This window comes from Clostridium sp. AF27-2AA, assembly GCF_003478505.1.
GTDB lineage: Bacteria > Bacillota > Clostridia > Lachnospirales > Lachnospiraceae > Brotaphodocola.
On record NZ_QUFI01000001.1, the window covers coordinates 215507 to 242452 of the forward strand.

The following is a 26946-nucleotide window of genomic DNA, read 5'->3' on the forward strand; positions in this document are numbered from 1 at the left end:
CTGCAATTCACATTCTGGGCATTTTATCAGTGCCATAGGGCATCCTCCTTTAAAAATGAGTATAAAAATAACACCCTTGCCAGGATGCTCCAGAAATGATATAATTCAGGTGTCTAAGCTGATTAATCAATCCAGAGCAAATCTGGTAAGAGAAAATCTATGTAAAGCCGTTCGGTACGCCAATACCGGGCGGTTTTTCATTTCATGAGATTTTAGTAGTTTTCCAGTAAATCATTTATTTTGATTGTCAGTCCCGGATAGATTCCGACAGGAATATCCTGCGCAAAGGGATAGATTACCGGAGCTGCATCGTCTTCATAATGATAAACGGTAACACGCTCTTTGGCTGGGTCTACAATCCAATATTCACGGACACCAGCATCAGAATAGAGAGTATTTTTCCGGTTATAGTCCATTCTTCGGCTGGATGGAGACACGATTTCAAAGATAAGGTCCGGAGCTCCGGAGCAGCCGCGGTCAGTCAGCTTGTTAGGGTCGCAGATCACGGAAATATCCGGCTCTACCCAGTCTTTGTCATCCGCATCGAGGTTAACGGCAAATGGAGCAGGGTAAACCAGGCATTTTCCATGATTACTTTTAATGTAGTCCCGAACGCTTCCGGATAGTTCCATGACAAGCTGCTGATGGATTCGGCTCGGCGGTGCCATGTCGTATAATTTTCCATCAATCAGCTCAGCACGATCGCCCTCTGGCAGGTTCCAGTAATCTTCTGATGTATAATGATTTTTCAATAATGGCATGTGAACACTTCCTTTCTGCAATGGTGTTGCGCTTATGAAATCCGTTTCATTCTTAATTCAACCAATTCCTTTTCATATCCCAGAATACGTGCAAATTGGTCAATGGTATACCCATTTTCCATAGCTTCCAGAATAGCTTCGTCTGGGATCAGAAACTCCGCGGCAAAAGCATTTGCCTCCTGTTCGATTTTTGTATTTAGAAAGGTTTGGTTTCTTAAAAAATAGCAGTTCTCCTTCGGGTGCAATATGGCATGCCCAAGTTCATGGGCCATGACAAAGAGCCGCTCATTGCCCTCTAAGCATTCGTTTATCCATATACACTTAGATCGTTTCATATACATATAACACCCAAGTCTGGAGCCGATATCGCAGGTCATAACTTCGATACCGAGAAGATCGGCAAGTTTAAATGGGTCAGAGGTATCAAATTTTCTTTTATAATATAGAACTTTCTTTCTGACAAAATCATTCAAACCTACATCACCTACTTTTTGTTCTTATTCGGATTGTACTTCTCTTTGTTCTTAACTTTTACCCGGCGCAGCATTAAATCTACCTGACCGAGGAAAAGGTCAATGTCTTCATCTGGAATTTCCTGACCGTCATATGCCGCCGGACCAAATTCTTTGTTGGCCAGTTTCTCACGGAGAGAATCGAGGTCTTTCTTTATATCCCTTTCGTCTCTAACATTTAATTCCGGAGCTTTTTCTACTTCTGGTGCATTTTCTGTATCTGACAATATATAGCCTACAGTCACACCGAGGTAGTCTGCAATTTTTTTGAGATTGGACGCAGTAGGATTTGATTTATCCATTTTGCTGATATAACCTCTTCCAAATCCCAGTTGTAATTCTAACTCTTTACTGGTAATTCCCTTTTGTTTGCATAACGTTTGGATTCTGTCTTTTATACTCATATGGTTGCCTTTCAAAAAAAGTTGCGATTTAACGCAAAATCACACTTGACAATTGCCATATATCACGTATAATAAAGACATGAGTTGCGATAAAGAGCAATTATTGTGATTTGCGTTTATTAAATATTGTTGTGGTGACTTTATTTTACTATATATCGCAAAATAAATCAATATAAATTTGTTGTTTATCGCAAACTCATAAAATATGAAAGGAGAGCGAGAAATGGTTTACGAGAACTTAAAAGAAATTTGCAAGGAAAAGCATATTACGTTCCAGGAAATCGAAGTTGCTGCTGATTTGGGCGCTGGATGTATCAGCAGATGGAAAGACGGCAAGGTTAGCCCGAATGTTGATACGCTCAAAAAGATTGCTGGTGTAATGGGAATCAAAGTCGAAGATCTTGTAAAGGAGTAAAAGTTGAAAATCACAATTGATTTAAAGGAAGATGTTTCTCCTGCATTACCACCGAATTATGTATATCGTCGCCTGTTCATGGAACATTGGGAAAGGTTACAGAAGAAACATGATAACAAGCTCTGGGGACTTGCTAATGCGTGTGATATATCAGCAAGAGCACTTTATTCACATAAGACCGGACGCAGTCAAAATGTGAAAAATTTGATTCTTACATATACGGATGCGGAAGAATGTTTTGAATTGTTTAAGCAGTTCGCAGATGTATGGGTTAGAAATTGTTCCGGTTGAGTATTTCGCAGAAGAGCGGAAGGACGGGTGAGAAGATGAGAAAAATTAAAAATCTTGTGGTGGAGCACCAGAAATGCTTAAACGATGCTGTAAAGCTCAGTTTGAAGTTGTCCGTGTTTTCTACGGCTTTGTCACTGGTGGCCCTGTGGTTGGCTTTACGTTAGGAAGGATGTGAAGCGCATGGAAAACGAACTTCTTGAGTTTCTTAAAAAAGAGGGCATTACCCTGGAACGGTTAGCGGAAGGATCCGGGGTTTCCTATCCAGCGATTCACGCTTGCCTGGGGCCTCATCCAATAAGACGGTTAAGCCCGGAAGAGTTGTTCCTGATTGGCCAGTATATCGGGAAGCGTTCTCGGGGCAGACTGAACAAGATACTTCGTTTAAAGGGGGTGTGAACTATGGATAACAATGTAGTTGATCTTACCAGATCAAAAGAAATTGCGGAGCATGTGAGCCGGATCCTTATCGGTGCAGGCAGTATGCCGAACTTTCCGGCGGGAAGTGTTCCGGTTGCTACGGCTGCAAAGATCTTTGGAAAGAATCCTGGTTGGGTGCAGGCCGGAATCATTTCTGGATGGTTGCCTATCGGAAAGGCTACACAAGGGGATGAGCTGATGACTGATATGAAGCAGTTGGATCGGAATAAGAAGACAAATTATTACATCAGTCCGCGGCTCCTCTGGGAGTTGACAGGCTATGTATGGGAAGGGAAAGGTGAGAGTGATGATTAGAAGAAAGACGGCTATGTTTGGCATGGCAGTTTTCGGAAGTGGCCGTACGCTTTGCGCTTCATTAGCAAAGCTGATGCTTGCGAGGTGCTGATGATGGGCTGCCGGGATTGTTATTACTGGTATCGCTGTATGGAGCGGAGCCGGGATTATCCCTGTAGGGATTATAAAAAAATTCCCAAGTGGGTGGAGCCACAAGGGAATCGAGTTTGAGAATGATGTAAACATGTATGGTACTCAAACAATTGAAAAATAAATTTTCACCTCTAATTATATAGAGGTTCGGGAGGAAATGCAAGATGGCAAAGGAAATTAGAATTAAAAAAGCCAGATTCGAGAATTTTAAAAAGCTGAATAACATTGAAATTGAATTTGGCAGCCGGACAGAGATTTCGGCGCAGAACTGGACAGGAAAATCCAGTATCGCAGATGGCATCTTCTGGGTGCTGTTCGGAAAGTCCAGTACCGGGAAGAGTGAGGGCAAAGAGTTCCGTCCGAGACCGTACGATGCCGCAGGCATTGACATCGACCATATTGATGTTGTGGTGGAACTGACGATGGAGAATGACGGAACCGAGGTTGTTCTCCGCAAAGCACAGCGTCAGAACTGGGTGCGGAAGCGTGGCACTGAGACTGAGGTCCATGAAGGAGACCGAAACATCTATTCCTGGAACAACGTAGAAATTTCCGAGACAGAGTTCAAGGCCAGAATCGCTGATATCGTATCAGAGAAAAACTTCATGTTGATTACAGACCCGACCGCATTCTTCCGGCTGACCAAGGCCGAGAAACTGGATCTGATTATGTCTCTGGTGAATGGAATTTCCGAGGAAGAGATTCTGGAAAAGGCCAATACAGATAACAAGTATGGCAAACTTCTGGAGATGATCCGCGGCGGAAAGACGCTGGAAGAGATCCGGGCTACCTCCAAGCGCTCCATTACAGATATGACTAAGGAGCGTGACAAGATTTCGGCATCCATCGCAGAACGTCAGCGAGACATTGTTGAGGTTGATGTGGCTGAACTGGAACTGCAGCGCAACGATATAAAAAGAAATCTGGATGAGATTAATCAGAAGATGGAAAGCACCACCGCGGCGGTTGACGAGTATTCCGAGAAACAGCGTCATATTATGGAGTTAAAAGCGAAGCAGTCCACCATTGAGAATGCGGCCATCGAGACACTTAACAAACAGCGACGGGAAGCGCAGAAGCGCATTGACCTGGCAGAAGATGATTTCCGTACTGCAATGCAGGCACAGAAAGAATGCGAGTTAGAACTTGAGCGGCTGGACCGTGTTATCGCAGAAAGTAAAGCGCAGCGGGATAAGCTTATGGAGGAGTACAGCGAGGTAAAGGGGGCTCAGTTCCATGCATATGAGCCGTTGCCGGAATTAAAGGCAGATGATTTTGTTTGCCCGACATGCGGACAGCTGCTTCCGGCAGAAAAGAAGGAAGAATTGCTTGCAGGTCATGATGAGTCGGAAGCTGTTCACCGTGCCCAGTACGATTCTGGCAGAAAAGAATTTGAAGAATCAAAGAAGAAACGTATTTCAGATATTAATGCTACTGGCAGTGAATGTGCAGCCAAGATCAAGGAATACGAAGCCAACAAAGTTGAGGTTGCAACTAAGTTGGAAGCTGCTAAGAGTCGGAAGATTTCTGCCAATAAGGAAAAGACTGAGGCTATGGAAGCGCTTGAAAAGATTCCGGCGGAACCGGATTTATCTGAGAATCAGCTTTATGAAAAACTGGTTCTGGAGATCAAGACCTGTGAGGATGGCCTGAGATCTATGAATACTGGTGCTGATTACCGTGAGCAGCTGAAGGGCCAGAAAGTCAAATGGGAGCAGGAACTGGAAGAGGTGAACAAGAAATTTGCCGCTTACGATAAAGCTTCTGATGCGAAAGATCGTGTGGCAGATCTGGAAACTCAGTTTAAGGCTAAGGTACAGATGATTGCCAATGAAGAAAATATTCTGATTCAGTGCGAAGAATTCCAGACGCTGAAAGATTCCTACCTGACGGACGAAATCAACAAGCATTTCAAGACGGTCCGCTTTCAAATGTTCCGCAAGCAGAAGAATGGCGGTGTTGAGCGTGTCTGTGATGTTTATACGAAGAACGGCAGCCCATATGGTGAAAACACTACATCAAGCGCAGAGAAGCTTGTTATCGGCCTGGAAATCGTTAATGTGCTTTCCAACATCATTGGCGTTAAGGCTCCAGTGATTATCGACAACGGAGAGCGCGTCTCTGCGGGAAATATGCCGGAGCTGGATACCCAGATGATTATTTTGTCTGTATCCGATGACAAGGATTTTAGAACAGAGGTGAGATGATGCTTATTAAATGCAAATTTCTGAAAGAAAATGTACCGGCCGGACGTGAGTATACATATCGTTCGGATGTGCTTGTGAAGGTGGGAGACCTGGTGCAGATCAATTCCAGCGCGAAAGGTGTTGTCACGGCGGTTGATGTGCCGGAAGAGGAAGTGGCAGCTTTTGCGGATAAAATCAAGAACATCCAGGGCCTTATCGAATCTGATATCATTCTCAAAAACTGGTGTGTGGTCAATGCAGTAAGTCAGCAGATTCAGCCGCCGGAACTGCTTCCGAAATATTTCCGTGGAAGTGTTTACGGACACCCGGTTATCAAAGATGGATATTTGCGGACAACCAGTCCGACCGTAGAGATTCTGGACTACGGAGATTATAAGGTGATCGTTACGGTTACTGGATCTAGATATCGGATTCATCCAGAGGATGTAGCACTGGAAGCCGAAGTGGCTTATCCGGGATATTACAAGAGATTAAATATGGAGGGGAAATAAGATGATTAAATTTGAAGGCGATAAACTTGAAATGGCGGGAACAGTTGGACAGCTTGCGTGCGAAATGGAAAATGTTTTGCGTGCGTTTTATCAGATGCTTGTAAAGAACACAGATCAGGAAAACGCAACTGATTTTGTTGACAGAATTTGCGCAAATGCAAAGAAAACTCAGAAACAAAGTGTCTCGGATGATCTTGAGGAATTGGAGAAAATGGAGCCAGGATTGGCATCTATTCTTAAAAACTTTTCGAGGAGGATTAGAGGTATGGCAACAGCATTAAAACATAAACAGAGAAGCAGCAGAAGTTATCAGAAAAATCATAAGACTATGGGAGCAGCGATTCAGTCTATGGCGAATACATCCATTGCCAAGCAGACCAGTGGCAAAATGAGATTCAGCGTGGCCCAGATGATGAAAAATATGTTCCGTAAGAAAGGGGATAAGTAACTATGGCAGAGAAACAGGCAATTGCGACCGCAAGTCAGCAGGGTGCGGCGCTGATCGTAAATAACAAGTTCATTGATGAGCTTTCCAAACAGTTAAGACAGAAAGAAGAGTATGGCCTTTCTTTCCCAGCAGATTATAATCCAACCAATGCTCTTATGGGCGCATACCTGCAGCTGAAGGAGACCAATGATAAGAATGGCAAATGCGTTCTTGAAACCTGTTCTCAGGCCAGTATCGCAAACTGTCTGATGGACATGGTGACCAAGGGCCTGAATATGCAGAAAAAGCAGTGTTATCCAATTGCGTATGGCGGCAAACTTCAGTGCCAGGTCTCCTATCACGGCTGGAAAGCTATGGCTCACCGGTATGGTGTGAAGACCATTGATTCTGAGTGCATCTACGATGGTGATGTATTTCAGTACCATCTGGAGAATGGCCGGAAGATTCTGGACAAGCATGAACAGGATTTCACGAACATTGACACAGACAAGATCAAGGGCGCTTACTGCGTGATTACCCTGAATGATGGCAGCCGGTACATCGAGGTAATGAACATCAATCAGATTAAGACTTCCTGGCGCAAGGGATTTGGATACAAGGAAAATTCCGGTACCCATAAAGATTTCACAGATATGATGGCGAAGAAAACTGTGACCGCAAGGGCTTGCCGGCAGATAGTTCAGCAGTACGGTGATGCTATCGTGGTTGACAGCGTAGAAAAGGATGATGAGTTTGAGAATGTAGATGTTGTGGCTGAGAATGTTGCCTATGATATTCAGCAGAATGCAAACTCCGTGGATTTCGATGAAGCACCGGATCCGGCAGATGGTCATGTTGTTGACTACGAACCTGAGAAAGAAGCAGCAGAAACCGTTCAGACAGAGGAAGAACAGCCTGCATGGATGCAGTAGGAGGGGCTATGAAAAAGACAGCGAGAGTAATTGTTACATACGATTGCCCTAGAGACTGCCAGAACTGCTGTAACAAACATATCGGTGATGTTCCGCAGGTCAAGTTTGAGGACCTTCTGAAATATGAAGAGGTTGTGATTACCGGCGGTGAACCGATGCTGTTAGCACCGAGGGTGGTGGAGATGATCCACCGCCTGCGGGCGAATGGTTTTACTGGAAAAATCTGGTTGTATTCTTCTAGTGTGAAGGTTTCCAGATGGGCAGACAAGGCAGTGTTAAAAGAGGTGGACGGAGTCACTTACGCGGTTCATTTTAAGCCATCAGTAAATGATTTGAGAGATGCCAGAAAGCTGAGTGATTTCATTTTTGAGAATCTGGATAACCGGACTCATAAACGTTCTGATCGGCTTCTGATTGATTCAAGATGTTATCCAGAAGCATTGTTTTCCATTATCGGAGTGGGTTTCACAGATCATTGGAGCAAAGTCGAGAGCTTACAGTGGCGTGAGGATGAATGCCCGCTCCCAGAGAATGAAGAACTGGTCTTTTACGATTTGGCAAAGGAGTAGCAGATGAATAAGAAAGAGATTGCAGAGATTAAGCGGCAGTTCACCGCGGCAAACTGTTCCATCGCACGCATTTGCGGCTGTTATGTGGATGCGGAGAAGAACATCAAGGCAGATTTCCGGGAAGCGTTTTTATCATTGCCGGAAGATGAAATTTTCAAGTATTTTGAAATCTTCCGTAAAGGCCTGTCTGGAAAGGTTGGAAAGAATCTGTTCAACCTGGATTTCCGCGGTGGACAGTTTGCTGAAAATGGAGAGCAGATGTTTTTGCTGGAATTAAGAAACAGCCAGTTAAAAGATGATGACTTGCTGCAGGAGTTTTATTCCAAAGTTATTGAGAACTACGACTATGTGGGGAACTATCTGATTTTGCTTGTCTACGATGCATACGATGTTCCGGGGAAAGGATCTGACAATATCGAAATGGACGATGCTTCCGATGAGGTTTACAGATACATCATGTGCTGTATCTGCCCTGTAGAACTTTCTAAGCCTGGTCTCAGCTATGATGAGATGGCCGGAGAATTTCAGAACCGGATTCGTGACAGAGTGGTAGGAATGACGGATACAGCATTTTTGTTCCCGGCATTCAACGACAGATCCGCGGATGTACATGCGGCGTTAATGTATGCGAAGAAAGATTTGCGAGGGGGCTTTGTTGAGAAAGTTCTGGGCGCTGCGGTGCCGCTGCCTTCTGATTATCAGAAAGATGGTTTTTCGGAGTTGATCGAAAGCACTTTGGGCGAGGAATGCACCAGTGACATCATTAAAGCTATTCATGAAGAACTCCTGGATCTGGCAGAAGAAAGCAGAGATTTACCGGATATCAAGATGCTTGAACGTGAAGAGATTTTTGACATTATCAGTGAGCAGTCTGAGGGAGAACTGAATCAGAAGGAATTCGATGCAGTTTACGAGAACCTTTTTGGTGACGAGAATCTGATGCTTTCCAATCTGGTCGGTAATGGACTTCTGAATGTAGAATTGCCTGGAGTATCTGTTAAGGTTGATGAGACCTGTACCGGTGATGTTGAGGTCAAGATGGTTGATGGCAGAAAATGCCTGGTAATCGGTATATCCGGTGACTTTGAAATAAACGGAACAAAATGTGAAAGGTAGGATTTGAAAACATGAATCGAGTGATTTTGATGGGCCGCCTGGTGCGGGATCCAGAGATTCGCTACACCAGTGGCGAGCGTTCTATGGCCGTTGCGAGATACACTCTTGCAGTGGACCGTAGAGGGCGTGCCAGAGGAAAGGATAATGAGCCAGCCGCTGATTTTATTAACATCGTAGCATTCGACAAGGCCGGTGAGTTTGTAGAGAAGTATTTCCGTCAGGGCCTGCGTGTGTTGGTGTCTGGACGTATCCAGACTGGCAGTTACACAAATAAAGAGGGTCAGAAGGTTCACACCACGGATGTTATCGCAGAGGATCAGGAGTTTGCGGACGGCAAGAGTTCTGCAGGCGGAAATCAGCAGGATGGTAGACAGGCACCATCTGGCGCAATTGGTGATGGCTTCATGAATATCCCGGATGGTGTGGAAGACGAAGGACTGCCGTTTAACTAGGGGGTGATTGAGTGCTGATCTTAGAAGACACCCGGCAGCAAGAGCGACGGCATAATGCAAAGCATGATTATTTCCGCTCTGTAGGCGTTAGCTGGAATCGGACGGCGTTGTACTGCGGAGATTATACGCTGCCGACTGATCAGAGCGTTTGCATTGATACCAAAAAGGATATTTATGAACTAATCGGAGATATTCAGGTTAAGCAGATGTCGAAAACAGATATTAAGGCTGAGGTATTTGCCGTGGCAGAACAGGGCATTATCAGCGAAGCACTGGCAGATAAGATTTTTCACGCAGTCTGCGATGATGACGCTGATCGTTATGCGGAAAAAGAAATCAATGACCTGTGTTTCCAGAACAATGTGCCAGAGGGTCAGATAGCTGCTTTTCAGCAGCTTTACGTTAAGCGGCATGGGTTCTTCCACCGGGGCCTTAAGCGGGCCCAGAACAGCGGTGTGAAGCTGTATGTGCTGGTCGAGAATGATGATGGAGTCGAAAGTATCAATGACCTGTTTTATTGGAGAAATAAGCGTCTGGATTACTGGAAAACCACGAATGAAGTAATCGGGTACTATCGTACCGGCCGCCCAAAGTATAAGAGGGTACAGAAGTATCCAGATGCTATGAAGGGCCAGCAAATCGCCAAAGCCTGCTTAACAATGCAGACCAAATATGGTGTGACATTCCTTTTTTGTAAACCGGAAGAAGCCGGTGCAAAAATTTTAAAATTACTTGAAAAAGGCGAAGAATAGTGAATGGTTGGATAAAGATTCACAGAAAGATTCTTGACAACCGGGTTGTGTGTAAGGATGCGGATCACATGGCTGTTTGGATGTACCTATTGCTCAACGCTTCGCATAATGCCCATTCTCAGCTCTATGGTGGTAAAACCGTAGAGCTGCGTCCAGGGCAACTAATAACCGGGCGAAGGGTTATAGGTGAGAGATTAAACATCAACGAAATAAAGGTGAAACGTATTCTGAAGCTGTTTCAGGAAAATGGTCAGATTTCTATTGAGGGAGCAAAGGCAGGGAGCTTAATAAGTATTTTGGCATGGAAAGAGTATCAGTCGGAACGTGTGTTTGACCAGATAAATGACCAACAAAATGACCAAATAAATGACCAACCTCAAAAGTATGGAAATGCTGATAAAACAAAGGCTTGCGGGGCATCAAAAGAGCAAAGTGACCAAATAAATGACCAGATAAATGACCAAATAAATGACCACAACCAAGAAGGGTTTAACAAGAATAATATTAAAAAGAAAACTGTTCCTAACGGAACAGCAAAAGAAAAAGATTTCTTTTGCGACCCCGAGCTCAATGCAGCATTTATTGAGTTCATAAAATTTCGCAAACAGATCCGTTCGCCGATGACTGACAGGGCAATCGAGTTGGCTGTTAATAAGCTTAACAAACTTGCGCCGGATCCTCTAGTACAGCGGCAGATCATTGAGCAGTCCATTGTGAATGGTTGGAAGGGATTATTCCCGCTCCATGATGACGATGAAAAGCATAAGAGGCGCAAAAGCCAGCCGAACGATAAGTATTCGGCCATCAAAGAGTTTTTGGAAAAGGCGGGTGATAAAGAGTGACAGAACGCGAATTTGCGCAGTTGGCGGCGGCTATGAAAGCGGCATATCAGAGGAACGGATTTATGGCAGACTTGGAAACAGTGTCGGTCTGGTATGAGTTGTTGAAGGATATCCCATACAATCAGCTGGCAGCAGCTGTGAAGAAATATATTAAGTGCGAGACATTCCCGCCGACCATTGCGGATCTGCGGCGCTATGTCAATATCGCGGCTGGTAATGACTGGTCGGTAGCTTGGAACAAGTTGCAGAGCGGCGCCAAGCCGAAAGAAGTGGATTACGCTGGGCAGTATGCCTTTGTCACCATTGGACGGCAGGCATTTGAATCTGGTGATCTTCGGGTCATGACAGAATTTCAGAGGTTGTACCGGGAATTTAACTTGATGGACAAGAGCGTGAAGCAGGACTTGTTCCGATCGGGGATGCTTGTTTGGCGGGAAGAAGATAAGGCTGTGAGATTGGAGCAGAAGAATCATGACTGCAAGAGATTATCTGGTTCGGCGGAGTAAATGCTGCGATGATCATGGCAGACTGAATCTGCTGGCAGTCATTGAATTATGCGGAGGTAATGAACAACATGGGAGCATTGACAAGGGCAGAGCGCCGGCGCCAGGAAAAAGCGTTGGCACAGAAGCCGGTCTATTACCAGTATACGGCCAGCCAGATTGAGATGATGAAACGGCAGGCGGTAAAAGCGGAAGAAGACAGAATCAGAGAGCGGCTTAAGGATGAGATGGAGCAGCTTGTTAAAGAAAAGTGGGAGAGCCGCGAAGCAGAAGATGAAGACGAGCGCATGAAAAGAGCTCTTGCACTTCTGATGTCGGTACCAACGAGAATCCTGGTTGAAAAATTTCACTGGTAGCCTATCAAAGATGAAAATGACCGAAGGTCGAGACTGATGCAGTTTTGCGAGGCAGTTGTGAAAGAGGTTAATCGGGTCTGTGACGGCGAAGAGTCTGATTTAAAAAGATATGTGGAAGAAACTTATGGTTTATGCGGTGTGAGATATGTCGTTAAGAATGATGGAGCAAATAAGGACGGTGAGAATGATGATGAGACTGAGAAGTGATATTTCCATTATGCGTGTGCGGCTTAAATTCGCCCTGACCGGCGGCAAGCTGGTTTGCGGAGAAGTAATCGGCAGCTATGACGGAATATGCGGCGTGCTGATGGACAATGGTGAGTACAGAGATATCCCGGCACGGGATCTGGATGTGATGAGATTAGAGTAGGAGAGTTGGTGACAATCAATTTGAATCAGTATTGAGGTTACAGAAAGGAGCCGAGCCTCCGGCCGGGGTAACGATATATCAGGCTCCTGAGAATATGACATACAAAGAATTTTTGGAAACCAAAATTGAACTTGCAACAGAGAGCGGGACGGTGATAAATCCCGCAGAAGTAAATCCGGTGCTGAAACCGCACCAGAGAGATGCTGTGATGTGGGCGCTGAAGGGCGGCAGACGGGCACTGTTTGAAAGCTTTGGCCTTGGTAAGACGGTGCAGGAACTAGAATTTTGTCATCTGGCCGTGAAACACAATGGCGGCCGTGCGCTGATCGTGCTACCGCTGGGCGTAAAACAGGAGTTCACACGGGACGCGGTTGAGGTCCTGGGATATGAAAAGCCGGTCTACTGCCGGACAATGGATGAGGTGCATCAGAGCAGCAGCGAGATTGTCTTAACAAACTATGAGCGTGTCCGGGATGGAGATATTCAGCCGGAGTTTTTCACCGCGACATCCCTGGATGAAGCCAGCGTGTTGAGATCGTTTGGAAGCAAGACCTATCAGACGTTCTTGGATAAGTTCAAAAATGTCCCGTATAAGCTGGTGGCCACGGCCACACCGTCACCGAACCGGTACAAGGAACTGATCCATTATGCCGGATATCTGGAAGTGATGGATACAGGACAGGCGTTGACACGGTTCTTCCAGCGGGACAGCACCAAGGCCAATAACCTGACCCTGTATCCGAACATGGAAGATGAATTTTGGATGTGGGTGAGCAGCTGGGCGCTATTTATCACCAGGCCGTCAGATTTGAATTCGGATTATTCGGATAATGGCTATGATCTGCCACCGCTGGAAGTGAGGTGGCATGAGCTGCCGATTCACTACGGAGATACGGCAGACAAAAATGGCCAGATTCAGCTCTTCCAGGAAGCGGCGGAAGGACTGAAAGAAGCGGCAGCAGTTAAGCGGGACAGTATTGACAAGCGCGTGGAAGAGATGCGGAGGATTGTAGAAGCTTCGCCAGAAGATCATTTTCTTTTATGGCATGATCTGGAAAATGAGCGGCACGCCATTAAAAAGGCATTGCCGGATACGGTAGATATTTATGGTTCTATGGATCATGACCTGCGTGAGCAGCGGGTGATTGATTTCTCAAATGGCAAAACGAGATTGTTCGCGACAAAGAAATCATTATCCGGATCCGGCTGTAACTTCCAGAGATATTGCCACCGGGAGATTTTTCTGGGTATTGATTATGAATTTAATGATTTTATCCAGGCGGTGCATCGGTGTTATCGTTTCCTGCAGCAGGAGCCGGTTGTGATCGACATCATTTACATGGAGAATGAACGCCAGATCAAAGAGGCACTGATGGAAAAGTGGGACAATCATAACCATATGGTCCAGAAGATGGTCGAGATTGTAAAGAAATACGGATTGAACGATTCCAATAAGACAGAGAGGTTGAAAAGAAAAATGGGTGTGGACGGAAGCAGAGAAGAACGGACGGTAAAGGGAACTTATTACACCGCGGTATACGGTGACTGTGTGGAAGAGACGCGGGCAATGGAAAGCAACAGCGTGGATCTGATCCATACTTCCATTCCGTTCGGTAATCATTATGAGTACAGCGCCAATTATAACGACTTCGGCCATAACCAGAATACGGACCGGTTCTTTGAGCAGATGGACTATCTGACACCGGAGCTTCTGAGAGTGTTAAAGCCTGGCCGTATGGCGGCCATCCATGTGAAAGACCGTGTTTTGTTTGGCAATGCCACAGGGACCGGAATGCCGACCATCGAACCGTTCCATGCGCAATGCATCAGCCACTATATGAAACATGGTTTCCAGTATTTTGGCATGATCACGGTGGTGACAGATGTGGTCAGGGAAAACAACCAGACCTACCGACTGGGATGGACAGAGCAGTGCAAGGACGGTTCCAAGATGGGCGTAGGCTGCCCGGAATACATTCTGCTGTTCCGCAAGCTCCCAACGGACCGCTCCACGGCTTATGCGGATACTCCGGTGACCAAGAGCAAGGAAGATTACACCCGCGCCCAGTGGCAGATTGACGCGCATGGATACTGGAGATCATCAGGGGACCGGCTGGTCAGCAAGGAAGAACTGGAAAATATCTCTGTGGACAACCTTCAGGCAGTTTACCGGGAATATAGCCGGGAACATGTCTATGATTATGAGGAACATGTGGAACTGGCGAAAAAGCTGGATGAGAACGGAAAGCTTCCGGCTACCTTCATGGTGGTGGCTCCGGGCTCCTGGAACACTCTGGATGTGTGGGACGACATCAACCGTATGCGCACCCTCAACACCACACAGAGCCGCCGCCGGGCGCAGATGCACGTCTGTCCGTTGCAGCTGGATATCGTGGAGCGGATCATTAACCGGTACAGTAACAAGGGTGACCTGGTACTGGATCCGTTCGGCGGGCTGATGACTGTACCGATGACCGCGGTGAAGATGGGCCGGAAAGGTTACGGAATTGAACTGAATCCGGACTACTTCCGTGATGGTGTAGGGTATCTGCATGCAGCAGAAAATGAAATTTCGATGCCTACGCTGTTTGATTTTATGTAATTAGATTAGGAGACTAGTTATGGTGATGTTAGAAGCTATTGGCAAGGCAGCTATGTTGGAGCAATTTGCCGAAGAGGCCGCGGAACTTGCTCAGGCTGCCTTAAAGGCTGCCAGAATTGAGCGCGGCGAGAATCCTACTCCAGTAACAAAGGAAGAAGCTGAAAAGCACCTGATTGAGGGGTATACAGACGTTCGGCAGTGTGCAACAGAACTTGGATTGATGGTTGATTATGACCAGATTATGCGGAAAGAAAGACGGTTTTGTGACCGAATTTCGGCGTGGAATAGCTCTAAATTAAAGGAAAATATTTCCAGTGAAAACAAAGACATTCCGGAGGCTCAGAAACCGAAAAAGATTCTGCACAGAAAGCAGCGGTATGGTACGCCCTGGTTATGTCCGGTCTGTGAAGCTGATCAGGTGAAGGTTGAATTTTTTAACACAGACGGATCGCCAGTGAAAGAAAAATTTACATACTGCTGGAAGTGTGGGCAGAAATTGGATTGGGGAGATATTGTAAATTAGGGTTAATTAATGATGAGGATAAGCACGCAGCAGATGCCGTAATTGCATAAGGCGTGCATTCACAAATTAAGGATATGGGCAGTATAAATGGTAACCAATATACGGGGTACAGGATGGCCGATTGCTTAAACGAAATTGTGTCGGTGGCGTTACGGCGCATGGTTCGTCTCATTATCTGTATGCCCATAATTAGGATTTGGAGGGTTCTATGAGGTGCCCGTATTGCAACTACATTACGAATGCAACGAGCGGACCTGCGAGGGATGCGAGGTCTATGAGGACTTTCTGGATGATGTTGATGATTTTTATTAAGATTGGAGGATGCTATGAAAAGATTGACATTGGAAATTGACCTGTCAGAAAATGAAATTTTTGATGAGGAAGTAACCAAAGCTGTTAGAGCGAAGGCCAGAGAAGCTGTTAGAAATGTCTGTAACGAAGATATCGATAAAGAAGTGAGACGAGAAGTGGAGCGGTTATTTAACGGCGAATTGTGGGGATACAAAGGAAAACTTAATAACATCGTGAAAAGTGCTGTGTATTCTGCTATTGAAGAAGCAGTAAAAAATTTAGATCTTAAAGAAATCATCGAGCAAGCGGTTGACAATAAGATGGATGTTTATACGTCCCGTTATAAGGTGACAGAGCGGTGCGAAGAGGCATTAAATGTCAAGGTGCAGGGAGCGGTTGAGAAGAAGATAAAAGAACTTTTTAACTGAAATTAAGATTTGAAGGAGTCGATAACTATGTTAATGATTCAAGATGGAATAGAAGTTTACTGCTTACCGGGTGGCGCTTGTTGCGAGGTCGATGAGAATCACAGAAGCCCTCTGGACTTGGATGATTGCCCACTCGGATACGAAACATGCAACGGAAACTGCTTTTATTACGCAGAGTGATTTGAGATTTTTGAACACATAAGATCTGAGATTTTGACAAAATTGAATTAAGATTATCACATTAAGGAGAAAAATGACAATCACAGAATTAACAAAAAAGCATGGTATTTATGCCGAAGACGAAAATAAGAATCATTCGGCTGTGAATATTGAATTTGTCAACATTTATGGAGACAAAGACGAAGTACAGCTGAATACATCAAGATCTGCCCTGACGAACGAAGGGATCAAACAGCTGGAAGATGCATTTCGCGCATTGTGTCCGGAGCTCAATGCAAAACCGACATCTGTAACTTGCGTGTCTGTGGTGGCATCAGCAGACACAGAAGCGGAATTAATTGCATTAGGATATTAAGATTTGGAGGAGGGTGTCATGAGAAAAATATTTTGTGATATCTGTGGAAAAGAAATTGATCCGTGCAATGAGACTTGGAGACAGCAGTTGCAGGCAAATGGAGGAAATCCAAGGATATCATTTAACGAAAGTTTGGGCGAAATCTGTGAAGGATGTGCCACGAAAATTCATTGTTGTGTGTCGATGATGAAATTGCATGATTGGGAACCAGATTTTCATGAATTGGATGGAAAGCGAGAAACATCGGAAAATTAAGATTTGGAGAGGTAAAAATGTTCTTTGACAAGGCTTATCTTGTAGAAGTTATGAGTGGTTGCGCCACTGTTAAAAAATATTGTTCAAAATGCAAACAATCACTACCTCATAAAATCGGCACAAAATACTGTCCGTCATGCGGCAGAAAATTTGTAGATACAAAGGTAGAAAGATTAAACTGAAAGTAAGATTTGATGGAGGGAAAGAAGCTTGGAAAATCCAATAGGAGCATATGCGCTTTATATGTTTTTGAAAAACTTAATAGAAGATGGAAAACTAAAAGAAAATAGTGATGATTCAGAAGTATATTTTGTAGACGAAGATGGAATTGCGAATCCGATAACCGACTATTCTTTTGATGACGAGCACGACTTGATACTTTGGTAAACTGAAATTTGGAGGAGATTTTTATATGAACGCAGAATTTGATGTAATGGTGAAAAAGGTTAATTTTTCATCGCCCGAGAATATGCAAAAGCCATTTGATAGCGCTTGTTATTCTGACAGGGGGGCGTATATTGATATGGATTTAATTATGCCTGACGGTGTTCTGCATTTGTGTGGCAAGAATGACTGGGGATGCCTTATTGCAGATGCTTTAGTTCCGTTATTGCAGTATGCGCATGGCGTAGAGGAAAGAATAAGGTTGGAATATGATTCGCAACCAGAAAAACCGGATGTCATTTGTCTGGGCAAAAACGAATTCCGGGCTTTTGATATTTTACATAGGCTTCGTGGCATTGGAGAGCCATTGGCGATGTACAGAGGAATTCCGGTTGTGAGAATGACTAAAAATAATGGTATTAGGATGTATGGAAAGAAAACGGAATCCGAGAAGCCATTTAAATAAAAAATGAAAGGAGGCGGAAGCCCCGGCCGGGAAAAGATATCTGGCTTCCTTTCGAATTATGAGCAAGGTGAATGAAAAGATTAACGAGGGAATTCGAGTGAGCGAACTGGATGCCCTCAGAAGAAAAGTGAAACTGGGGGACAAAATCCGTATTCGTACAGTAAAAGCAAGTTCAAAGAACATCGGTGGTTCTTATGATGGAGTGCTGAGAACGGGCATTGTTGTCGCAAAGTACCCGAGACTGGCAGTGCTGGAGTTTTCAGGTGGAACCAGAGAGACAGTTACATGGCTGGATCTGTTGCTTGAAAAGAAAAATTCCAAGAGAGGTGCTAAAGCGTGAATTTACATGCAGAGAGGGCGGTTATAGGTTCTATTCTGATGGATCCGGATTCCATTGCTAAGGTGTCCGAAGATCTGCGAGCTGAAATGTTTGAGAACGAGGTGTACCGTCAGACTTATGCGGAAGCAGTTAAATCTTATGCCATTGGAGATCCAATCAATTTGGTTAGTTTGGCGCCGAAGCTGCATGTTGAGAATTTTGGTGATGATGATGTTTATCAGGAACTGAGAGATTGCTTTGAATCCACGGTTACATCGGTTGAGATTGTGAGCTACGCAAAGGTGCTGATCAATGAGTATAAATCGCGGGAGATGTATCGGCTGTTTAATAAATTCAAGGCGAAGCCGGATGATGTGGACAAGCAACTGGGGGAACTGATGACGGAGCTGGAAGCTTTGCAGCAGACGGGCAAGCATAGCAAGTTGAAGCCATTTGCCGAGGTGGTAGACGAACAGGAAAAGGAACATTTCGTGGACCGGCCTGACATTGGAATTAAATTTGGCATGGAGCTTCTGGATGATGCTCTGGTTCTGCTGGAGCCTGGAGATGTTATGGTTATCGGTGCCCGTCCGGCGGTCGGTAAGTCGGCATTCGTGACACAGATTATCAGTACGTTGTCAGCAGAGGGAAAGACTGGTGCGCTGTACAATCTGGAAATGTCAGAAAAGCAGGTGTATGAGCGTATGCTGTCCCGAACATCTGGTATTGAACTTAAACGTGTCAGAAAGGCCAAGGCTTATCTGAGTGATGAGCGGAAGCGTGTTGAATTGGCAAACAAGGAATTACGTGAGTACAATATGTACCTTCACAGTGGTCCGGTAAAGCCGTCTGAAATCAGAAGCGAGTGCAAATACCTTGGTCTGGATTACATAGTGATTGATTACCTGCAGCTTATGCAGTCAGATCAGTGGTACCCGAACAGGGTTAATGAAGTCGGTGCTATATCCAAGGCGGTAAAGGCTATTGCGATGGATTTGAAGGTTCCGATAATCCTGTTATCGCAGCTTAATCGTACCAGTGAAACGCGAACCACAAAGGAACCGGAATTACAGGATCTGCGAGAGTCTGGCGATATTGAGCAGGATGCTTCCTTCGTCATGTTCCTTTGGAACATGGACGAGGATGATGTTACTAGAAAAGGTTCCAAACTTGCAAAAAATCGCCAAGGCGAGCTTGTTAAGGTGGAACTTAGCTTTGATGGCGCGCGGATGACCTTTTCCGAAGTTGGCGGCGCTGGAAACTTTACGCAACATCATGAAGCAACACCATTTGACTAGGAGGTCTGCGGGACATGGAATGGATGAAGAAGTTCCAACGCGAAAGCGAGATGTGGCTCATGTTTACAGAGTATTGGAAACTTGTGCAGAAATATTGGAATGTGGAGGATGTGGATGAATACTGGGATTGTTTGATAAGGGATTGCGGACAGTTCCTTCACAAGTACCATGCAAGTTTCGCCGCAGGTCTTATCTGGGCATATATTGACGAGCAGGAGCGGAAACGTAAAGGTGCTCCAGGCTATAAAGAAAACAGGGGATGAAATAACATGGTTGAGTGCATAAGCACACTTGAAAAGGTAAGACGTGATATGGATGATAACATCTATAACTTCACCAAAGATGGAGAATGCACAGGCTGCGGCAGCTGCTGCAGCAATCTTCTTCCAATGAATGGCAAGGAGATCAAAGAAATTCGGAGATATATTCGTAAGCATGATATCAAAGAATGCAGACGGATGTTCCCGGCGGTAAAGCAGCCGCTGGATATGACTTGCCCGTTTTTGGATATCAGCAAGGGGAAAGATAAGTGCAGAATTTATCCGGTACGGCCGTTTGTGTGCCGAGAATTTATATGTGACAACGAACAGCGGGCAAAGGTGAAGCGTGAAGAGCTTCGCAAGAACAGACGAATCGTGGATGTGAGGAGGGAGTTTTTTGAGAGTAATTAGCCAGAATCAGAAGTATGATGTGCCGTATGAGCAGACAGCTTTTATCAGTGAAGGAATAATGATTTATGGGCTTTGGAATGGCGAACAATTGCTGTTTGCGGAGTATTCAACGCCAGATCGTGTGCTGAAAGCAATGGAAATGCTTAGAGGGTTTGGTGCGTTAGGGAATGTGGCAAGCTTTGTTTTACCGAAGGATGAGTTAATTGAGGGGGCATATGATGAAGCTAAAAGTCATTGGAAGTTCCAGTAAGGGCAATGGATACGCCTTGATTGCCGATGATGAGATTTTGCTGATTGAAGCCGGCTGTAAGCTGATTGAGGTCAAGAAAGCCATTGACTGGCAGATTGGCAAGGTGGTTGGCTGCCTGGTATCACATCGGCACGGCGATCACGCTGCTCATATCAAGGAGTATATGAAAAACGGTATCACTGTTTACGGTGGAGAAGATACGGCGGCAGACATCGAGGAATGCGGAGGCGAGCGGATTAAACCGCTCCCGCCGAAACATAAGACTGGAATCAGTCGGTTTGTTGTTCAGCCGTTTCCAGTAATCCATGACTGCCCGTGCAATGGGTTCTTAGTAACTCATCCCGATATGGGGCGGTTGGTGTTCGCCACGGATACCGAGTATGTGAAGTACAGATTCAGCGAGGTCAATCATATCCTGATCGAAGCCAACTACAGTAAGGAATATTTGGATGAATCGGAAGAGAGCGGCGAGAAGCGCCGGCATGTTTTACAGGGTCATATGAGTGTTGAAGCTGCGGAAGATTTTGTCCGGGCGAATACTTCGTACGATCTTCGCAATGTGGTTCTCATCCATCTGAGTGATCATAATGGGGATCCGGCTGGATTTCGAGAGAAGATTGCAGCAGTGATTGACTGCCCGGTAATGGTGGCGGAGCCAGGGCTTGAAGTTGAACTGAAAGCGGAGCCGTTTTAGGAAAGGAGCGTGAGGGTTATGAGGGTTTTGCCGATTCTGTTTAACGGAGACATGGTGCGGGTAATTCTGGATGGGCGAAAGACCTGCACTCGGCGAGTAGTGAAAACTAAGCGAAAAGATGCTTGCGGGTTCTATGTCACGAAAAATGCAGACGGATTATTTGCTGGTGTTTACGAGTACGATGAAGATGAGCGTATGCTTGAATATCCACTTATGCCGCCGGAGTTCTACACAGATGATGGGGCGTTTGATGAAATAATGTATGATAACCTGCAGTTCGGTGTTGAAACATTTGACGGCATCATGGCTATGCTTTATCGGCAGCTTTGGTCTAAGGCAGAGATGCGAGAGGTATTGCTGGATATATCAAAAATCTATGATATTACGGAGTTTATTTAAGGTTTGGAGGTGCAAACAGTGTGTAATTGCATTGCGGAAAAAGAAAAAGGTTTGGTTGAGAAATTTGGTTATAAAGCAGTTTTTTTAGATAGAGATGTTATTTCTGGAAGAATTGCCGTTGGATTTTTGGGAATAGACGAAAATGGAAAGTCATTTAATGGTAAGAAAATGCTTGTTTCATATTGCCCATTTTGTGGTAAGCCGTACAGCAAAGATTAATCGGTTAGATTGGGAGGACCTATGAGTTTAAGCAAAGAAATGTGGATAGATGTCTTAAAGGACATAGTGGATACGGTTATGTCTGGACATAAGGCAAAAGGAAAGCTTCCTGACATTCTTTTTGCGAACATGGAGCATTGTATTGGCTTGGATTACAAAAGACCTTATAAGAGAGCCGGACGAATTTTTTATAAGCCGTATCGTAACCATTACGATACTGGGGATGGAGATAGTCCAATGTGGAATGCGATGGTAGAAACCAATCTTGCCAGAAAGAATGCTATGTATCATCTCACGATTGCAGGGGTATGTCTGTTGGGGCGGCAAGAAGAAATTTATATCTACAATCCAGAGTCAGGTCATATGCGAAATCTCTTGTGGGATGGCAAAGAACTTTTTATTAATCATGGCGTGTATTGTGGGTATGGATGCTGGATTCCAACCACAAAGAAGGAGATTAAGCACTATTTACTTCTGACAGATAAAGATACGGATGCGCTTGTATCCATATTGGAAGATGAGGGATGGATTGTCAAGCAGACTTACGGAGGATGTACAGAGGATGGACAGCCTTTTTGTCATAAAGGTTGGGTGGCATCGCAGAAGTTGCGGGAAACTCCCGAGTGGAGCAAGGCACAGAAAGCCGAGTATGAACGCTTAGATGCAATAATGGCAGAAAACAGGAATGAAGCATTCAGCGAAGAGAAAATTGAAGAGGTGTGTATGAAGAAAAACTACGAATTGGAATTGTACAAGTTGATAATGCAGCCAGATGAAGATGATCCAGATATTTCATGGGTTGATGAATTTGGGTGGATCTGTGGCGAAGAATTTTGTGTCTGGGTCAATCTTCTGTTTTTTAAAGATTTCATGGAACGATTTAAGGAGATTTTTGGTTCAGAAGTATTTGACGAAGGGGGAATTCATGCCAAAATCCAGGATGATTGTGTTTATTTCGCCCTGGAAGATATCATGGAAGGGTATGGAGTGGAGCTGGAAAATGTATTTCCGAAAGACAAGTACAAGCACTGAACGAGGTGAATAATGTGAATGAATTAACTAGAACCACCATCACATCGATGGAAGCCGCAGAGTGGTGCGGAAAAGAACATGCGAAGTTGTTGCGTGATATTCGTAAATATACGGAGCAGTTAGGAGAAGCCAAAATTGGCTTTACCGATTTCTTTAAGGAATCTACATACGTTACCGATCAGAACAAAACGCTTCCGTGTTTTCTTGTTACGAAGAAGGGGTGCGAATTTATCGCCCACAAGATGACTGGTCAGAAGGGGGTAGAGTTTACAGCTCGCTATATCAACCGTTTTCACGAAATGGAGGATGAACCGCAGCGTTTGCTCACGGAACATCCGGGAGAGGTTGCAAAGCTGATCCAGGCGCTGGCAAGTAGGATGGATAAACAGGGCAGTGCTCCATATAAATCAGCTGAGATGGCAAAGATCATCTGCGAACAGTATGGAATCTGCCTTCCGGTAGACTTTGTGAAGGCTCCAGGGTATGAGCAACTTTCGTTGTTTGGTAATGATTTCTGAAAAGCTGATGAACAATCAGAGAATGGAGAAAGCAGTATGAACAAGATAACGATTAACGGAAAGACCATTCCTTGCACTGGAAACAGGGTACACATTAACAATGGTAAGGTTTTTGTTGATGGGCAGGTTATTCAGGAATGTGTTGGAGATATCAATATCATTATTGATGGTGATGTTAATGGAGTGGAATGCAACGGAAACGTAGAGGTACATGGCAATGCCTGGGATATTAAATGCGGTGGAAGTTGCAGTGTAAAAGGCAATGTCACTGGCTATATTGATGCCCGTGGTTCAGTTACCTGTGGTGATGTCACTGGTGATATTGATGCTACTGGTTCGGTTGCGTGCGGTGATGTTGGCGGAAATATTAATGTTGGCGGCAGTGTGATGTGCAAAGAATAAAGATGGAGAAAATTTTATGATTAGAGAACTTATTGAGCAGTGCATTGAAAAGTATTATCGGGAAGATGGTGAGTATTATTCCGAGTCCCGCGAAGACGAGGATGGGAACTACTGTTCAATGGAAGATGAACTTACGAAGATGCTGACTGATAAGCAAGTGAAATTTGGAATAGACAAGGAAGATGGCTTTGATTCTCCTGGATATGAGAATGGCTTCCTTGCTGTAGCATTTATCGAAGAAAATGGGGAACTTGACTTGGTAACGGTTTTACTTGAATCAATGTGAGGAAACTATGAAATCAATGATTAGAAGAAAGGAATAACGAATGCCCGGTAAACCGGGTTGGTGCGCAGTGAACGGCGGTGGCGTACCGAAAAATTCAACACCGTGGCCGAAAAGAGCTGTGCCGGAAACGACATGGCTGCAATCTGAGGGCAAACGAATGGTGATCCACGATACAGCATTTGTAGCGTGGTGTTATGACGAAAAAGAAGGTGTGCTGGATCAGCGCAGGAGTAAGCAGCTTTATGGCAGGATACTTAGCAGGAAATGTCGATGCGTGGATTTACATAGACATTAAGGACCAGCATCCAGATAGCATGAGATTTATTAAGGATTGCGAGGCGGCAATCGGACAGAAGATACAGGTTCTACGGTCGCAGGAATATAGCTGTGTTGAGGATTGTGTGAGGGCTTTTGGTGGTTTCAAAAATAATCGAAACGGGTTTGCCCCATGTACGAACTGGCTGAAAAAGCGAGTGCGAAAACAATGGGAAATGGAACATAAGGATTGCGAACTGACTTATGTCTGGGGATTTGACCGGGAAGAACAAAACAGGGCTGACATATTGGTGGGAGAAAATCCGCAGGCAGCCCATGAATTCCCTTTGATTGAAAAAGCTCTTTCTAAAGAAGATGTGCATGGATTATTTGAACGAACATTTTCTTTTGAAAGACCGACCATGTATGATCTTGGATATCCGAATAATAATTGCATCGGGTGCGTCAAAGGCGGCATGGGTTATTGGAACCGGATTCGCAAGGATTTCCCAGAGGTTTTTGAGAGCCGGGCAAGATTGGAGCGTCAGGTGGGCCATGCAATTTTGAAGGATAGCAAAGGGCAACCGGTGTATTTGGATGAACTGGATCCAGACCGCGGGAACATGAACACGGAGATATTTCCGGACTGCGGAATTATGTGCTATTTAAACTTAGAAAAAATTGATTGAGGAGATTCGATATGACAAAGAAAGAACTGGCTGAGAAGCTGAATGGAAGACAGTATGGAGATAGTTTTGAGGATGTGTTGGAAGATGCAAAGCAGAGCGGCCTTGTTATGGTGACAGGTGCTTCAGATGATCTGATGGAGTTTGCAGGAGCATTCCGAGATGAGGGTGGATGTTTTGATGGTGGCCGAGTATATTTTGATTGTGATGGCGTAGATCAGGAGGGCGAGGAACGTGCCAACTGGATTGATGCCAAGTGGTGTGACGGAACGAACCGTAATGGAATTCAGGCAACCTGGACTTATGAGACGGACATTCCGTGCGAGCGGTTTGATATTTATGAGCAACAGGATATCTATTGTGAGGGTCTGGTGTTTTCTATTGATGATTTGAGGTAATGTTATGACGAGCGCAAATGTACTGATCTTAATTCATATTGCAGCTATGGCCGTTTTAACGCTTTATGAGATTCTAATTCTATTTGAGCCAGTTGATGAAATGTACTCCAATAAGGATACATCAGCGCAGGACAAGAGAAGAATTGCTCTACTAATTATCTGGTTGGGCTTAATGATTTTGTTTTTCTATGGCGAGTACCGAAAAGATAGAGCCGAATGGACCATATCAGATAAGCCATACGCAGTGGAGCATATTGTTGCATTAGGTGACAGCAATATGATAAATGGAACTGTTTACATGCGGCGAGGATACATTGATGAAGATCTCTGGTATCAGTATATGGTAAAAGTTGATGGCGGAGGATTTGTGGCAAATAAGGTGAGGTCTGATAGTGCCGTATTATATTATTCTGATGGAGATTATAGGGTGGAGTGGTATGAAAAGCATCGTGGTTGGCTGTGGTTTACCAGTGATGCCAACTACTATAAAATTTACATTCCAGAGGGGACAATCGTAGATGATTTTACGGTTGATTTGAAGTAACTGAATAACAAAAATTTTGTGCCGGGGTAACACCCGGCATATAAAAAACCTTTCAACCGAACGTAAGTTCTTGATAAGGAGCGAAGGGAGAAGATAACATGGGTGGACAGGATACAAAAGTTAAGGTTAGAGATAGAATTTTGATTGCAATGAAAGAGCATTTGCCGATGGATGTGCTGGCAATTCTGGAAACTGTTCTGGCAAAGGAGTTTGCCGCCGTTAGTATGGAAGAAGTGAATTTGCTGCCAGTGGATGTCAGAAACAGCGTGGAAGAGCAGAACCGTCAGATTGTGGAGTTGTTCAAGTACAAGAAACGGAACCTCAAACCAGCTACGATCGACAATTACCTTCGGGCGGTCGGTCAAATCGCAACCATGACCGGGAAAGCACTGACGAGAATTGATGATATGGACATCTACAATTATCTGCAGTGGTATGAGAACCGAAACATGAGCATTACCGGCAAGCGCAATCAGAATAGCACCATCAATAACGAGAGACTTTACTTGTCCGCATTCTTCTCCTGGATGCGCAAGAATCGGTTGCGGACGGACAACCCGGTGGAAGTTACTGAGCGCCGCAAGGTTGTTCGGAAGCCGATTGACTATTTTAAGCGGGATGATATGGCAAAGCTGCGGGATGCCTGTCAGACAACGAGAGACCGCGCCCTGGTGGAAGTGCTGCGCAGTACCGGAGCGCGTGTGAATGAGATCACGGCCATTACCACAGATATGATTGACTGGCAGACCGGAGATATCGTGATTCAGAGTGAAAAGAGTGATAAGTACCGGACTATCTGGTTAGATGACGATGCGCGGCATTATTTGAGAAAATATCTGGATTCCAGAGCAGACAACGTACCGTATCTGTTCGTTCATAGCCGCGGGGCGCATGGGCAGCTGAAAGCAGGCGGAATTCGGACTATTCTGAAAGACTTGAAAAAGCGTTCTGAAATTAAAGGCAGGGCATATCCGCATAAGTTCCGCAAAACCCTTGGAATGGAGTTGAAGAACCGCGGCGCTGATATTGGCCTTATTCAGGAAATCATGGGGCACGCTTCGCCGGCGGTAACATCCATGTACTATGCAGAATCTACCCCTGAGTCACTTCGCATTGCGCGTCAGCGGTGCATGGCATAGTTTTGGAAAAAAATTTTCTGCCAGGAAACGTGATAGAAAATGAACCCCCCCGGGTAGCGCTTTTTACAGATGAAAAGTCCAGATTAAA

43 protein-coding genes are annotated in these 26946 nt (G+C 44.9%); 40 read left to right on the forward strand and 3 right to left on the reverse strand.

The window, feature by feature from the left end; genetic code table 11:
- Positions 1-212: 212 nt before the first annotated feature.
- The 3 genes from DWY84_RS01085 to DWY84_RS01095 are packed head-to-tail and all read right to left on the reverse strand — an operon-like array spanning position 213 to position 1677.
- Entirely contained in the window at positions 213-761 is a 549-nt protein-coding gene (locus tag DWY84_RS01085; RefSeq protein WP_118530066.1) for a Uma2 family endonuclease, read from the reverse strand.
- A gap of 32 nt (positions 762-793) precedes the next feature.
- Positions 794-1234, reverse strand: a complete 441-nt coding sequence (locus DWY84_RS01090; RefSeq protein WP_118530068.1) for an ImmA/IrrE family metallo-endopeptidase — start codon at positions 1232-1234, stop codon at positions 794-796.
- 11 nt (positions 1235-1245) lie between these two features.
- Positions 1246-1677, reverse strand: a complete 432-nt coding sequence (locus tag DWY84_RS01095; protein WP_118530070.1) for a helix-turn-helix transcriptional regulator — start codon at positions 1675-1677, stop codon at positions 1246-1248.
- Between the two features lie 223 nt (positions 1678-1900).
- Here DWY84_RS01095 and DWY84_RS01100 point away from each other — a divergent pair, with 223 nt between their 5' ends.
- The 40 genes from DWY84_RS01100 to DWY84_RS01285 all read left to right on the forward strand — a co-directional run bounded on the left by DWY84_RS01100 (position 1901) and on the right by DWY84_RS01285 (position 26858).
- Complete coding sequence (locus tag DWY84_RS01100; protein ID WP_118530072.1) at positions 1901-2092, forward strand: helix-turn-helix transcriptional regulator; 192 nt, start codon at positions 1901-1903, stop codon at positions 2090-2092.
- 3 nt (positions 2093-2095) lie between these two features.
- Positions 2096-2383 (forward strand): hypothetical protein, encoded by a 288-nt coding sequence (locus tag DWY84_RS01105; RefSeq protein WP_118530073.1) that lies wholly within the window; start codon positions 2096-2098, stop codon positions 2381-2383.
- A 180-nt stretch (positions 2384-2563) separates the two neighbouring features.
- Positions 2564-2779, forward strand: a complete 216-nt coding sequence (locus tag DWY84_RS01110) for a hypothetical protein (protein ID WP_118530075.1) — start codon at positions 2564-2566, stop codon at positions 2777-2779.
- 3 nt (positions 2780-2782) lie between these two features.
- Entirely contained in the window at positions 2783-3115 is a 333-nt protein-coding gene (locus DWY84_RS01115; protein WP_347560737.1) for a hypothetical protein, read from the forward strand.
- 296 nt (positions 3116-3411) lie between these two features.
- Positions 3412-5454 (forward strand): AAA family ATPase, encoded by a 2043-nt coding sequence (locus tag DWY84_RS01120; protein ID WP_118530077.1) that lies wholly within the window; start codon positions 3412-3414, stop codon positions 5452-5454.
- Positions 5451-5945 carry a hypothetical protein gene (locus DWY84_RS17625; RefSeq protein ID WP_243024696.1) on the forward strand — a complete coding sequence of 165 codons (495 nt, stop codon included), beginning with the start codon at positions 5451-5453 and terminating at the stop codon, positions 5943-5945. Before DWY84_RS01120 ends, DWY84_RS17625 begins: the two co-directional genes overlap by 4 nt.
- 1 nt (position 5946) lies before the next feature.
- Positions 5947-6393, forward strand: a complete 447-nt coding sequence (locus tag DWY84_RS01130) for a hypothetical protein (protein ID WP_118530079.1) — start codon at positions 5947-5949, stop codon at positions 6391-6393.
- Between the two features lie 2 nt (positions 6394-6395).
- The gene (locus DWY84_RS01135; protein ID WP_118530081.1) at positions 6396-7304 is read left to right on the forward strand and encodes a RecT family recombinase; all 909 of its coding nucleotides are present in this window, start codon (positions 6396-6398) and stop codon (positions 7302-7304) included.
- Positions 7292-7873, forward strand: coding sequence for a 4Fe-4S cluster-binding domain-containing protein (locus DWY84_RS01140; RefSeq protein WP_243024697.1), 582 nt, complete (start codon positions 7292-7294; stop codon positions 7871-7873). The genes DWY84_RS01135 and DWY84_RS01140 overlap by 13 nt, the downstream gene beginning before the upstream one ends.
- A 3-nt stretch (positions 7874-7876) precedes the next feature.
- Complete coding sequence (locus DWY84_RS01145) at positions 7877-8989, forward strand: DUF4317 domain-containing protein (protein WP_118530083.1); 1113 nt, start codon at positions 7877-7879, stop codon at positions 8987-8989.
- Between the two features lie 11 nt (positions 8990-9000).
- Entirely contained in the window at positions 9001-9441 is a 441-nt protein-coding gene (locus tag DWY84_RS01150) for a single-stranded DNA-binding protein (protein WP_118530085.1), read from the forward strand.
- Between the two features lie 11 nt (positions 9442-9452).
- Entirely contained in the window at positions 9453-10193 is a 741-nt protein-coding gene (locus DWY84_RS01155) for a hypothetical protein (RefSeq protein WP_118530087.1), read from the forward strand.
- Between the two features lie 68 nt (positions 10194-10261).
- Complete coding sequence (locus DWY84_RS01160) at positions 10262-11035, forward strand: hypothetical protein (RefSeq protein WP_147354257.1); 774 nt, start codon at positions 10262-10264, stop codon at positions 11033-11035.
- Positions 11032-11541 carry a replicative helicase loader/inhibitor gene (locus DWY84_RS01165; protein WP_118530091.1) on the forward strand — a complete coding sequence of 170 codons (510 nt, stop codon included), beginning with the start codon at positions 11032-11034 and terminating at the stop codon, positions 11539-11541. Before DWY84_RS01160 ends, DWY84_RS01165 begins: the two co-directional genes overlap by 4 nt.
- A gap of 68 nt (positions 11542-11609) precedes the next feature.
- On the forward strand, positions 11610-11894 hold the full coding sequence (locus tag DWY84_RS01170) for a hypothetical protein (RefSeq protein WP_118530093.1): 285 nt from the start codon (positions 11610-11612) through the stop codon (positions 11892-11894).
- A gap of 36 nt (positions 11895-11930) precedes the next feature.
- A complete protein-coding gene (locus DWY84_RS17275; protein WP_182434891.1) occupies positions 11931-12101 on the forward strand; it encodes a hypothetical protein in 171 nt (56 codons plus the stop codon).
- A complete protein-coding gene (locus tag DWY84_RS01175) occupies positions 12079-12264 on the forward strand; it encodes a hypothetical protein (protein ID WP_147354258.1) in 186 nt (61 codons plus the stop codon). Before DWY84_RS17275 ends, DWY84_RS01175 begins: the two co-directional genes overlap by 23 nt.
- 151 nt (positions 12265-12415) lie before the next feature.
- A complete protein-coding gene (locus DWY84_RS01180; protein WP_243024698.1) occupies positions 12416-14866 on the forward strand; it encodes a DNA methyltransferase in 2451 nt (816 codons plus the stop codon).
- Positions 14867-14885: 19 nt separating this feature from the next.
- Positions 14886-15389: a hypothetical protein gene (locus DWY84_RS01185; RefSeq protein WP_118530097.1), complete on the forward strand. Its 504-nt coding sequence runs from the start codon at positions 14886-14888 to the stop codon at positions 15387-15389.
- Positions 15390-15715: 326 nt separating this feature from the next.
- Complete coding sequence (locus DWY84_RS01190) at positions 15716-16108, forward strand: hypothetical protein (RefSeq protein WP_118530099.1); 393 nt, start codon at positions 15716-15718, stop codon at positions 16106-16108.
- Positions 16109-16361: 253 nt separating this feature from the next.
- Positions 16362-16643: a hypothetical protein gene (locus DWY84_RS01195; protein ID WP_118530101.1), complete on the forward strand. Its 282-nt coding sequence runs from the start codon at positions 16362-16364 to the stop codon at positions 16641-16643.
- An 18-nt stretch (positions 16644-16661) separates the two neighbouring features.
- On the forward strand, positions 16662-16898 hold the full coding sequence (locus DWY84_RS01200; RefSeq protein ID WP_118530103.1) for a hypothetical protein: 237 nt from the start codon (positions 16662-16664) through the stop codon (positions 16896-16898).
- A gap of 210 nt (positions 16899-17108) precedes the next feature.
- A complete protein-coding gene (locus tag DWY84_RS17280) occupies positions 17109-17285 on the forward strand; it encodes a hypothetical protein (protein ID WP_178716297.1) in 177 nt (58 codons plus the stop codon).
- Between the two features lie 25 nt (positions 17286-17310).
- A complete protein-coding gene (locus DWY84_RS01205) occupies positions 17311-17748 on the forward strand; it encodes a hypothetical protein (protein WP_118530105.1) in 438 nt (145 codons plus the stop codon).
- A gap of 97 nt (positions 17749-17845) precedes the next feature.
- Positions 17846-18088: a hypothetical protein gene (locus DWY84_RS01210; RefSeq protein WP_147354259.1), complete on the forward strand. Its 243-nt coding sequence runs from the start codon at positions 17846-17848 to the stop codon at positions 18086-18088.
- Positions 18085-19365: a DnaB-like helicase C-terminal domain-containing protein gene (locus tag DWY84_RS01215; RefSeq protein ID WP_118530109.1), complete on the forward strand. Its 1281-nt coding sequence runs from the start codon at positions 18085-18087 to the stop codon at positions 19363-19365. Before DWY84_RS01210 ends, DWY84_RS01215 begins: the two co-directional genes overlap by 4 nt.
- A gap of 14 nt (positions 19366-19379) precedes the next feature.
- Entirely contained in the window at positions 19380-19628 is a 249-nt protein-coding gene (locus DWY84_RS01220; RefSeq protein ID WP_118530111.1) for a hypothetical protein, read from the forward strand.
- 6 nt (positions 19629-19634) lie between these two features.
- On the forward strand, positions 19635-20036 hold the full coding sequence (locus DWY84_RS01225; protein WP_118530113.1) for a YkgJ family cysteine cluster protein: 402 nt from the start codon (positions 19635-19637) through the stop codon (positions 20034-20036).
- Positions 20023-20286 carry a hypothetical protein gene (locus DWY84_RS01230; protein WP_118530115.1) on the forward strand — a complete coding sequence of 88 codons (264 nt, stop codon included), beginning with the start codon at positions 20023-20025 and terminating at the stop codon, positions 20284-20286. The genes DWY84_RS01225 and DWY84_RS01230 overlap by 14 nt, the downstream gene beginning before the upstream one ends.
- Positions 20252-20980, forward strand: a complete 729-nt coding sequence (locus tag DWY84_RS01235) for an MBL fold metallo-hydrolase (protein ID WP_118530117.1) — start codon at positions 20252-20254, stop codon at positions 20978-20980. The genes DWY84_RS01230 and DWY84_RS01235 overlap by 35 nt, the downstream gene beginning before the upstream one ends.
- 18 nt (positions 20981-20998) lie before the next feature.
- Complete coding sequence (locus tag DWY84_RS01240) at positions 20999-21379, forward strand: hypothetical protein (RefSeq protein ID WP_118530119.1); 381 nt, start codon at positions 20999-21001, stop codon at positions 21377-21379.
- A gap of 18 nt (positions 21380-21397) precedes the next feature.
- Positions 21398-21598, forward strand: a complete 201-nt coding sequence (locus tag DWY84_RS01245) for a hypothetical protein (protein WP_118530121.1) — start codon at positions 21398-21400, stop codon at positions 21596-21598.
- Positions 21599-21619: 21 nt separating this feature from the next.
- Complete coding sequence (locus DWY84_RS01250; protein ID WP_118530123.1) at positions 21620-22630, forward strand: hypothetical protein; 1011 nt, start codon at positions 21620-21622, stop codon at positions 22628-22630.
- A gap of 14 nt (positions 22631-22644) precedes the next feature.
- On the forward strand, positions 22645-23148 hold the full coding sequence (locus tag DWY84_RS01255; protein ID WP_118530125.1) for a Rha family transcriptional regulator: 504 nt from the start codon (positions 22645-22647) through the stop codon (positions 23146-23148).
- 36 nt (positions 23149-23184) lie between these two features.
- The gene (locus DWY84_RS01260; protein WP_118530127.1) at positions 23185-23550 is read left to right on the forward strand and encodes a hypothetical protein; all 366 of its coding nucleotides are present in this window, start codon (positions 23185-23187) and stop codon (positions 23548-23550) included.
- Positions 23551-23566: 16 nt separating this feature from the next.
- Positions 23567-23836, forward strand: coding sequence for a hypothetical protein (locus DWY84_RS01265; RefSeq protein ID WP_118530129.1), 270 nt, complete (start codon positions 23567-23569; stop codon positions 23834-23836).
- A gap of 242 nt (positions 23837-24078) precedes the next feature.
- Positions 24079-24780, forward strand: coding sequence for a phosphoadenosine phosphosulfate reductase (locus DWY84_RS01270; protein ID WP_243024699.1), 702 nt, complete (start codon positions 24079-24081; stop codon positions 24778-24780).
- Between the two features lie 11 nt (positions 24781-24791).
- A complete protein-coding gene (locus DWY84_RS01275; protein ID WP_118530133.1) occupies positions 24792-25175 on the forward strand; it encodes a hypothetical protein in 384 nt (127 codons plus the stop codon).
- Positions 25176-25179: 4 nt separating this feature from the next.
- Entirely contained in the window at positions 25180-25719 is a 540-nt protein-coding gene (locus DWY84_RS01280) for a hypothetical protein (protein ID WP_118530134.1), read from the forward strand.
- 98 nt (positions 25720-25817) lie between these two features.
- A complete protein-coding gene (locus tag DWY84_RS01285; protein WP_118530135.1) occupies positions 25818-26858 on the forward strand; it encodes a tyrosine-type recombinase/integrase in 1041 nt (346 codons plus the stop codon).
- Positions 26859-26946 lie beyond the last annotated feature (88 nt).